The organism is Benzoatithermus flavus (genome assembly GCF_037908215.1).
GTDB classification, from domain to species: Bacteria; Pseudomonadota; Alphaproteobacteria; order Geminicoccales; family Geminicoccaceae; genus Benzoatithermus; species Benzoatithermus flavus.
Map to the genome: position 1 here is coordinate 185,316 of NZ_JBBLZC010000008.1, position 9,476 is coordinate 194,791.

Consider the following 9,476-nt stretch of genomic DNA (forward strand, 5'->3'; position numbering starts at 1 on the left):
TATATTTTTCATGTTGCCCACACGAAGGCAACATGACTATTTAAAAGCTATCAATAAATTTTATGCGGGTCAAGCGCGCGTAAGTCTGATCTTGTCTCGTCGATAGTAAGCTTCCGAGACAAGATCAGACCCTAAAGTTTTATTTCATGCGAACGCACGATCCGGTGCGGCACGAGCTCGCCCACGCCGCACCATCGCCGCTCAACGCACCACGAGCTCGAGCGGTGCTTTGGAGAGTATCTCGGGACCCGCCTCGCCCACGATCGAGGTGCGGCCGAGGCACATGGCGGTGCCGCTGTCGCTGTCCATGAGGATCATGTGCAGGAAGAACACCATGCCGGGCTGGATCATCACGGGATTGCCCGCGTAGAACATCGGCCAGTCCATCCAGGAAGGCGCATAGACGGCGCCCAGCGAGTAGCCGCAGGCATTGAGGCGGTGCTCCCGGAGGCCGCGGCGGTCGAACACCTCGGCGTGGGCCTCGAACACCTCGCCCATGGTGCGGCCGGGGCGCAGACGGTCCTCGCAGGCGCGCAGCGCCTCGACCGCAGCGTCGAACAGCTCCTTGTGGCGGTCGCTGGCGGCCCCGACCAGAAGGGTCCTCATCAGACAGGCATGATACTGGCGGTAGACGCCGGCGAACTCGAGCGTGAGCTGGTCTTGCGCATCCAGCCTGCGGCGGCCGGAATAGTAGCGGCACAGCAGAGCACCGGGACCCGAGCCGATGATGAACGGGTTGCCGGGATAGTCGCCCCCGCCCTCGAAGATGGCATCGTGCATGCGGGCGAGGATGACGCCCTCGTCGGCGCCGGCCCAGGTGTGCTGGATGGCGGCCTCCAGCGCCGCATCGCCGAGCTCGGCCGCGCGGCGCACGTAGGCCAGCTCGGCCTCGGACTTCACGAGACGCAGGCGTGCGATCAGGTGCGAGGCATCGACCATGGTGGCGAAGCCGTCGAGAGTCACGGCGAGCTTCATGCCGTTGGCGGCGGTGAGTCCGTGGGTCTCCCACTCGATGCCGAGCCGCTTGCCTTCGAGGCCCGCCTCGGTGAGAAGCTCCTTCAGATCCTGCTGCGGGGTGGCGCCTTCGCGGTCGATCCAGATCCGGATGTCCTGGATGGTCGAGGTGAAGCGCGCCTGGCGCAGATCGGGAGCGCGGGTGAGGAGGGCCATCCGGCCATCGGCGCGCACCACGAGGCACTGGAAGAAGCAGTAGCCGAACGTGTCGTAGCCGGTGAGCCAGTACATGCTCTCCTGCTTGAAGCACAAGAGCGCATCGAGCCCGGCCTCCGCCATCGCGGCGCATGTGCGCTCGAGCCGGCGTGCATACTCGTCTTGCGCGAAATGCAGCGTCATTCCCCTCTCCCCTCTCTTGCCCGACGGGGCGAGCCTCTTACACCCTGCTCGCGACCATCACCACCCGTGAGCACGAAACGGCATGGCCCACGAGGCGCAAGCGAGCCCGGCGCCGGTCCAGGCGATTCTCCTCGTCTGCCTGGCCGGCCTGCTGTTCGTCACCATGAACAGCCTGACCAAGGCGCTGATCGGGCGGTTCGATCCGCTGATGCTGATCTGGGCGCGCTACTTCTTCCACGTGCTCCTGATCCTGGTCCTGTTTCCGCATCGCTTCGCGAGCTTCCTGCGCACGAGCCGGCCCGGCCTCCAGCTCGGGCGCTCGGTCCTGGTGCTGCTCGCCACCGTCTTCAACTTCTTGGCACTGGCCTGGCTACCGCTCGGTGAGGTGGCGGCGATCACCTTCACGACACCCATCCTCGTGGCGGCGCTCGCCGTGCCGCTCTTGCGCGAGCGGGTGAGTCCCGAGCGCTGGCTCGCCATCCTCGCCGGGTTCGCCGGCGCGCTCCTCGTCGTCCGGCCGGGCTTCGGCCCGATGAGCCTCGGCTCGTTTCTGGCCTTCGGCTGCGCTGCTGCTTACGCCCTCTACCAGATCAGCACCCGGATCGTGCGCGAGGCCGAGCCCATGACCTCGCTGCTCTATGGTGGGCTCGTCGGCATGGTGGCGCTCACCTTGGCCGTGCCGTTCGCGTGGCGCACCCCTTCGCTCACGGAATGGCTGCTGCTTGCCGCCATCGGTGCGCTCGGAGCGTCAGCGCATCTGCTCCTGATCCTCGCTTTGCAGCGGGGCGAGGCATCGCGGGTGAGCCCGTTCAGCTACCTGCAGCTCTTGTGGGCGATGCTCGCGAGCTTTTTCGTCTTTGGCGACCTGCCCGGGCCCACGACCCTCGCCGGCGCCGCGCTGGTCGCCGGCAGCGGGCTCTGGATCTACCGGCTCGGCGTGCGCGAGAGGGCGGCCGTCGCTTCGGCGGGTGCCGCCTTGGCCCGGCCGGCGAGAACCGCCCCGCCCACGATCAGCACGGCGGCCGCGAGGAGGCCGAGGCTGGGCTGGCCGCGCCCCATGAGGAGGAGAAGGAGCGTGCCGAGGAGAGGGGCGAGGTAGGCCGCCGCCCCCAGCACCTGCAGCCGGCCGTGCTTGGTGCCGTGATCCCACAAAAAGAAGGCAGCCCCGACCGGCCCGAGCCCGAGCAGGAGGACGGCGAGCCAGGCCGCTCCCTCGGGCCAGACCGCCGGCTCGAGCAGCGCGTGAGCAAGGAGGGCCAAAACCGCGGTGACGAGGCAGAAACCCGTGACCGCGTCGCTCGGCACATCGGCCACGAGCCGGCGGTTCAGGACCGAGTAGCCGGACCAGATCAGGGCACAGCCGACGGCCGCGAGATAGCCCGGAAGGCTCGGTGCCGGCACGCCCGCAACGGCAGGCTCGCTCTTGCTCAGGACCAGGATGGCGGCCCCGAGAAGGCCGCAGGTGACGCCCACGAGATGGAGCGGCAGCAGCCGCTCGCCCGGCAGGAGACCCGTGAACAGCACGATCAGGAGCGGCCAGAGATTGATGATCAGGAGGGCTTCGACCGGCGGCAGGGTCTGGAGGGCGGTGAAGTAGAGGGCGTGATAGCCGAAGAAGGCGCCGATCCCGAGCACCCAGGCCACGGGCGGAACCCGGCCCAGCACGGCGAGCCCGCGGCCCGTGCCGAGCTGCCAGGCGAGGCCCAGAACGCCGCCGACGGCGAAAGCGAGGCCGGTCAGCAGGAAAGGCGGCACCGGCCCGGCAGCCACGCCCAAAGGTGCGAGCAGCGCCCAGAGCCCGATGGCGCCGAGCCCGGCCAGCGTTGAGCGCCCGCGGCTGTCCTGCATCCGTTCCCTCCTCTGCCCACGACGTGCTAGCCGGGGCTAGCCGAGAACATGCTGCGAGGGAAGAGTGGGATGGCCGCCCATTGGCTCCTGAAGACCGAGCCCGAGGACTATAGCTGGGACCGGCTCGTCGCCGACGGCGAGACCGAGTGGACCGGCGTGCGCAACCACCAGGCCGCGGGCAACATGCGGGCGATGAGGCTGGGCGAGCAGGCCTTCTTCTACCGCTCGGTCGTGGACCCGGCGATCCTGGGCGTCATGACGATCTCGGGGGAATGGTATCCCGACCCGGACGACGCCACCGGCAGGTTCGTGCGGGTGAAGGTGAAGCCGCTCCTGCCCGCCCCCCGGCCGGTGCCGCTCAAGGCGATCAAGGCCGACCCGCGCCTCGCCGATCTCGCCCTCGTCCGCCAGCCCCGGCTCTCGGTCATGCCGGTGAAGGAGGAGCACTGGCGAATCCTGCGCGAGATGGCCGGGCTCGAGCCGTAAGGGCGCCAAAAGAAAAGCGGCCTCCATGTGGAGGCCACTGCCCGTCCGTTCAACAAGGGCGAGCGCTTCAGGCCAGCGCCGCCTCGGCGTCGAGCACGCCCGCCACGGCGTGGATCACGGCGGCGATGCGGACGGCGGCCTGGATCTGATCGGGGCCGACGCCCTTCTCGCGCAGCACCTTCTCGTGCGAGCGGACGCACATCTCGCAGCCGTTGATCGCCGAGACCGCGAGCGACCAGAGCTCGAAGTCGGCATGGTCGACCTCGGGCCTGGCCAGCGCGTTCATCCGCAGCCGTGCCGGGCGGTCGGCATAGTCGCCGCCCGCCATGTGCACGAAGCGGTAGTAGACGTTGTTCATGCCCATCAAGGCCGCGGCCGTGCGCGCCGCGCGGAAGGCCTCGGGCGAGAGCCGGCTCCTCGCCTCGGCCGCCACCGCCTGGAGCAGGGGCGCGTTGCGCGCCGCGCTCGCGGAGGCGAGCGCCGTTCCCCAGAGCTGCTGCTCGCTCAGCTCCGGCTGCTGCAGGACGCTGGAGAGGTTGAGCTTGAGGTCGCGGGCATGGTCGGGCAGACCCGCGCGCAGCTCCTCGAGCATGGTCGTCATCGGCTCAGGCGGCCTTCAGCGTCGCCTGACCCTTCTGCCAGTTGCAGGGGCAGAGCTCGTCGGTCTGGAGCGCGTCCAGCACACGCAGGACCTCCTGCGGGTTGCGGCCGACGTTCAGGTTGTTGACCGAGACGAACTGGATGACGCCGTGCGGATCGACCAGGAAGGTGGCACGAAGCGCGACCCCTTCCTCCTCGTCGAGGATGCCGAGCTTCGTGCACAGCTCGCGCTTGATGTCGGCCAGCATCGGGAAGGGCAGGTCCTTGAGCTCCTCCTTGTTCTGCCGCCAGGCGAGGTGGACGAACTCGGAATCGGTGCTGCCGCCCAGGATCTGGCAGTCGCGGTCGGCGAACTCGCCGGCGAGCTTCCCGAATGCCGCGATCTCGGTCGGGCAGACGAAGGTGAAGTCCTTGGGCCAGAAGAAATAGAGCTTCCACTTGCCATCAAAGGACGCGTCCGTGATCGTCGTGAACGCGGTCTTCGGGTCGGAGGAGACGGTCGCCTTGAGCGTGAACGAGGGGAACTTGTCACCGACCTTCAACATCGAGCTTCTTCTCCGCCGTGAGAGCATCAGCACCGTAGCGGCGTGGGGGATTCCGGCCGCGGTCCGGTGCATGTTGTTTGGAGATATTCCAGACTACGCTGCGCCGCAGGATAAGCGACCGGCGCGCAGCGTCAAGGCAGCCCCGCCTTGCGTTTCGCGCAAGGCAACGGTCCGATGCCGGCTGAAACAGGTTCGTAAGCTCTGCCTTCAAAGCAGCTCGCGAATGGCCTGCGCCAGGGCGACGAAATCGCTCCGCCTGGGCGATCCCGGCCGCCAGACGAGACCCAGGGTGCGGGCCGGAACCGGAGGGGCGAAGCCGATCGGGCGGAGATCGCTCCGCCCGCGCAGCTCCGCATCGAGGCAGAGCCGTGGCAGCAGTGTGACGCCATAGCCCTGCGCCACCATCTGGACGATGGTGGCGAGGCTCGCGGCGGCGAAGCCCTCGTGCTCCTCCGCTCCGAGCCGGCGGCACAGGCTCAGGGCCTGGTCTCTCAGGCAATGCCCTTCCTCCAGGAGGAGCAGGCGCTCGCCCGCGAGGTCGCCCTGGTGCACGGTGCTGCGCGCTGCATAAGGATGGCCGGCGTGCACGAGCAGCACGAACGGGTCCTCGAACAGCTCCACTATCGACATCGCCTCGGCCGTCGGCAGCGGCAGGGCGAGCAGCGCCACGTCGAGCTGACCGGCGGCGAGATCGGCCAGGAGATGCCGCGTCTGGCTCTCGCGCAGGCTCGGCTCGAGCGCCGGGAAGCGCTCGAGCAGCCGGGGCAGCAGCCGCGGCACGAGATAGGGCCCCACCGTGGGGATCACGCCCAGCCGCAGCCGGCCGAACAGGATGCGGCCACGGTGGACGACATCCATGAGATCGCCGACGGCAGCCAGGATCTCGCGGCTGCGCCGCGCCACCTCGACGCCGAGCGGAGTGAGGGCCGCTCCTTGAGGCGTGCGCTCGACCAGCCGGGTGCCGAGCTGCAGCTCGAGTTCGCGGATCTGGCCGCTCAGGGCCGGCTGGGTGATGTTGCAGGCGGCGGCGGCACGGCCGAAATGCAGGGTCTCGCTCAAGGCGACGAAGTAGCGTAGCTGCTTCAGCGTAGGCTGCATCGCGGCGGAGTCCTCCCGATAAGTCCGACTTATCACATGCGCCAGGAGATACGATTAGAGCCGATGGGCCTCCGTTCCGACAATCACCTTCGCTCGGGCTGCCCCGTCATGAGGGTGAGCCCCGAGCGGTCGTGAACGAGGAGGCCGAACATGTTTCTGCGCATCGATAAGCTGCAGGTCGAGATGCCGAAGCCGAGCGCACCCGACCCCAATGCCGCGGCCGCCGTCCAGGAGCTCATGGGCGGGCGGTTCGGCGAGATGTCGACGCTCATGAACTACATGTACCAGTCGTTCAACTTCCGCGGCCGGGACAAGCTCCGGCCCTACTACGCGCTGATCGCCAACATCGCGACGGAGGAGCTAGGGCACATCGAGCTCGTGGCCGCGACCGTCAACTCGCTGCTCAACGCCATCCCGAGCGAGGGCGATCCGGCAACGGGTGCGGCGAGCTTCAAGCAGGCGTTCAAGGATGCCCGAATCTCGCATCATCACATCGTCACCGGGCACGGCATCATGGCCGCCAACTCGATGGGCCAACCCTGGCGGGGCGATTACATCTTCAACTCGGGCAACCTGATCCTGGATCTTCTGCACAATTTCTTCCTCGAGAACGGGGCGAGGACGCAGAAACTGCGCGTTTACGAGATGACCGACAACCCGTCGGCGCGGCAGATGCTGGGCTATCTCTTCGTGCGCGGTGGCGTGCACGCCCATGCCTACGCTCTCGCCCTCGAGCAGCTCACCGGCGTCGAGATGAAGAAGATGCTGCCGATTCCCAACATCGAGAACGTGCAGCTCCCGGAGTCGCGTCCGTTCGAGGAAAAGGGGCTGCACCGCAAGCTCTACCGGTTCAGCCCCGACGACTACAAGGAGGTGGCGGCCGTATGGCAGGGCACGGCTCTCGACGGGTCGGGCCCGCTCGAGGTGGTGGACGGCCCGCCGCAGGGCGGCGATCACGTCCAGCTCGATCCCAGTACCGACGCGTTCATTCCGGACTACCATCCGGAGGAGATCCAGGAGATCGCGATGAAGCTCTATCAGAAGGCCGGCGGCACCATACCGTGAGCGCCGTCTGAGGCGGCCGGCGGGCGAGGGGCAGCGGCCAGCGCGGGCGATTGCGGCGGTCGCGCCCCGGGCTCGTGGCCGGCAGGATGGCCGCGCTCCGACGGGTAGGCCACGAGCCGCCCGTCGCGCGCAGGCGCCATTGCGCCGTCCCGCCGATCTGTCCCGGCTCGGACGCACGGTGCGGCGCAGCCCACTGGTTTCAGGGCCGGCACCGGCATGTCCGCATGATGGTGTCCCATCGCATGGTGCAGGAGGCCGTCCCGGCTTCGCCGGTCTTCGGTGGAGGTTCGGGCTGCGGGTCCGGCGCCGAACCGGCGACGACGATGACCGACGAGAGAAGGGCGCCGCTCGAGCGGATCAAGAAGGGCGCCGCTGCCGACCCGGTCCGTGAGCTGCCGGCGTTTGCCAACGAGCGGCTGCCGCGGCCGGTTGCTGCTGGCCGCGCCTGCGGCGACGGATCGAGATGCTCCGAACGCCTCCCGTGAAAAGGCAGGGCGCGCTCCTTCCTGCGATGCCGTCCATTATTGTCCCCTGCGAACCTCCCGCTGCCGCGGCTCGGGCAGATACTCCACCCCGCCGCTCTGCCGCCGCACCGGCTGAGGATAGAGCGTCATCAGCTCCAGCACCTCGTCCGGCATGTTCACGCTTACCGGCAGACCCATCTCGCGCGCCTCTTCCGCCGAGATCGGATAATCGTGCGTCCAGACCCCGGTTGCCAGGCGCGCCGCGAGCGCGTGCGCTTCCGCTTCGCCCATCCGTTTCGACAGGAGCTTCGCAGCCACCGACTCGACCTGCGCGATCGCCTTGCGGCCGACATCGGCCATCACCAGCGTCTGGTCGTCCACCTCGGCGATCGGCTTCTCCTCGGCGACCTTGATGATCGAGGCCGCGGGCATGCCGCCCAGCTGCGGATCGATGGGACCGAGCACCGAGTGGCGGCACATGACGATCTCATCCGCAGCAAGCGCGATCAGTGTACCGCCGGACATGGCGTAGTGGGGTACGAAGACCGTGACCTTGCCCTTGTGGCTCTGGATCGCCCGCGCGATCTGGGTGGCTGCGAGGACCAGCCCGCCGGGCGTGTGCAGCACGATATCGAGCGGCACCTCGTCATCGGTCAGATGGATCGCGCGCAGCACCTCCTCGCTGTCGTTGACGTCGATGTAGCGCACCAGGGGAAAGCCGAGCAGGCTCATCGTCTCCTGCCGGTGCACGAGCAGGATCACGCGGCTGCCACGCTTCTTCTCGATCTGGGCGATCTTGCGGGTCCGCATCGCGTCCAGATATCGGCGCTGCAGAACCGGCTGCAGTGCCGACAGGATGAAGAAGAGCCAAAAGAGCTGCATTACATCCATGGACCTCGTCCCCCTTCCCGCCGCCCGTCCGGCAAAAAGCCATAAACGCCTTCGTCACGATAGTATCGGCGATAGGCTGCAGACGACCGCCGCACGAGCGGCGTAATCAGCCATCCCACGACAAAGCCGCCGATGTGCGCCCACCAGGCTATTCCACCGGAATCGATCTGCCCGATTGAAAATATTCCGGGAACGATCTGCATGACAAACCATAGCAGAGCAAAAGAGATAGCTCGAACTTCAAAGAATAGTGGCAAAAACAGCACCGGAACCATGACGATCAGCCGCGCAGAGGGGAACATGCGCGCGTAGCAGCCGATCACTCCGGCAATCGCACCCGACGCGCCAAGCGCCGGCACCACCGACGTCGGGCTCGCCAAGGCATGTGCCAATCCTGCGGCAACGCCACAGACCAGGTAGAAAACGAGAAAACGGATGGGCCCCAGCCGATCCTCCACAGCCGGTCCAAAGATCCACAAGGTCCACATATTGAGGATCAGATGCAGCCAGCCCCCATGAAGAAACATATTCGAGATGAACGGCGTCCAATCGGATGGCGCCACCAGACGCAAATCACCAAAAAACCGCGACGGCACGAGAGCATAATCAAAAACGAATCTTTCAAGTGCCCACTCAGGCAAGCTGTTCTGGTATAGAAACACCAGCGCGTTCAAGACGATCAGCGACCATACGATGACTGGTGGGTAGCGTCTGGCCACCGTATCGAGATAGGGCAGCACCTGCCAATCCTTCCCCGGCTTTCCGAGCCTAGAAGCACGGTCTTCGCCGGCATGTCCAGAGTGAATTCGCGCTGTCGGAGCGTCGAACCTTGTTGCCTCAGCACTTGGTCTCACTCGCCAAGGACACGACGCCGGTGGATCGAAGGTCGGAAACGACCCCGAGGCTCGCTTCGAGAACCGGATCGAGGCATCGGCCTGCCCGCGCCGTCGTCAGGTCGCGCGCGCCTTCGTTCGTACGCCGCGATGAAGACGATGCGCCGTTGTTCCTTGCCTCGACGTTTCGATGCGGTGCGCGTCGGGCAATTCAGCTGACCCTGCCCCCGTTGTGCCCTCACTCATAAGGGGAGTCTGTTCCGGTTCTGGTCCATTCGGGACCGGTTGGCATA

Annotated in this window: 10 protein-coding genes and 1 pseudogene; 4 read left to right on the forward strand and 7 right to left on the reverse strand. The window is 67.0% G+C overall.

Annotated features, from left to right (window positions below):
• Nucleotides 1–201: 201 nt before the first annotated feature.
• On the reverse strand, nt 202–1,353 hold the full coding sequence (locus tag U1T56_RS10495; protein ID WP_418159417.1) for a M24 family metallopeptidase: 1,152 nt from the start codon (nt 1,351–1,353) through the stop codon (nt 202–204).
• 82 nt (nt 1,354–1,435) lie between these two features.
• Between U1T56_RS10495 and U1T56_RS10500 the strand changes: the two are divergent.
• Nucleotides 1,436–2,266 (forward strand): annotated as a pseudogene (locus tag U1T56_RS10500) (DMT family transporter); the annotation flags it as partial.
• Between the two features lie 11 nt (nt 2,267–2,277).
• Here the strand turns inward: U1T56_RS10500 and yddG are convergent.
• Nucleotides 2,278–3,201, reverse strand: coding sequence for an aromatic amino acid exporter YddG (gene yddG, locus U1T56_RS10505; protein WP_418159418.1), 924 nt, complete (start codon nt 3,199–3,201; stop codon nt 2,278–2,280).
• 69 nt (nt 3,202–3,270) lie between these two features.
• Between yddG and U1T56_RS10510 the strand changes: the two genes are divergently transcribed.
• Entirely contained in the window at nt 3,271–3,687 is a 417-nt protein-coding gene (locus U1T56_RS10510) for an EVE domain-containing protein (RefSeq protein WP_418159419.1), read from the forward strand.
• Nucleotides 3,688–3,754: 67 nt separating this feature from the next.
• Here the strand turns inward: U1T56_RS10510 and ahpD are convergent, their stop codons facing one another.
• The 3 genes from ahpD to U1T56_RS10525 form a co-directional block, all read right to left on the reverse strand.
• Complete coding sequence (gene ahpD / locus U1T56_RS10515; RefSeq protein WP_418159430.1) at nt 3,755–4,279, reverse strand: alkylhydroperoxidase, AhpD family; 525 nt, start codon at nt 4,277–4,279, stop codon at nt 3,755–3,757.
• A 13-nt stretch (nt 4,280–4,292) separates the two neighbouring features.
• Nucleotides 4,293–4,832, reverse strand: a complete 540-nt coding sequence (locus U1T56_RS10520) for a peroxiredoxin (protein WP_418159420.1) — start codon at nt 4,830–4,832, stop codon at nt 4,293–4,295.
• 207 nt (nt 4,833–5,039) lie between these two features.
• Entirely contained in the window at nt 5,040–5,930 is an 891-nt protein-coding gene (locus U1T56_RS10525; RefSeq protein WP_418159421.1) for a LysR substrate-binding domain-containing protein, read from the reverse strand.
• A 150-nt stretch (nt 5,931–6,080) separates the two neighbouring features.
• Here U1T56_RS10525 and U1T56_RS10530 point away from each other — a divergent pair, with 150 nt between their 5' ends.
• Both U1T56_RS10530 and U1T56_RS10535 read left to right on the forward strand, forming a co-directional pair.
• On the forward strand, nt 6,081–6,995 hold the full coding sequence (locus U1T56_RS10530; RefSeq protein ID WP_418159422.1) for a manganese catalase family protein: 915 nt from the start codon (nt 6,081–6,083) through the stop codon (nt 6,993–6,995).
• 224 nt (nt 6,996–7,219) lie between these two features.
• Nucleotides 7,220–7,480 carry a hypothetical protein gene (locus U1T56_RS10535; RefSeq protein ID WP_418159423.1) on the forward strand — a complete coding sequence of 87 codons (261 nt, stop codon included), beginning with the start codon at nt 7,220–7,222 and terminating at the stop codon, nt 7,478–7,480.
• Between the two features lie 36 nt (nt 7,481–7,516).
• Here the strand turns inward: U1T56_RS10535 and U1T56_RS10540 are convergent, their stop codons facing one another.
• Nucleotides 7,517–8,350, reverse strand: coding sequence for an SDH family Clp fold serine proteinase (locus tag U1T56_RS10540; RefSeq protein WP_418159424.1), 834 nt, complete (start codon nt 8,348–8,350; stop codon nt 7,517–7,519).
• A complete protein-coding gene (locus U1T56_RS10545; protein WP_418159425.1) occupies nt 8,341–9,090 on the reverse strand; it encodes a rhomboid family intramembrane serine protease in 750 nt (249 codons plus the stop codon). Before U1T56_RS10545 ends, U1T56_RS10540 begins: the two co-directional genes overlap by 10 nt.
• Nucleotides 9,091–9,476: the final 386 nt, after the last annotated feature.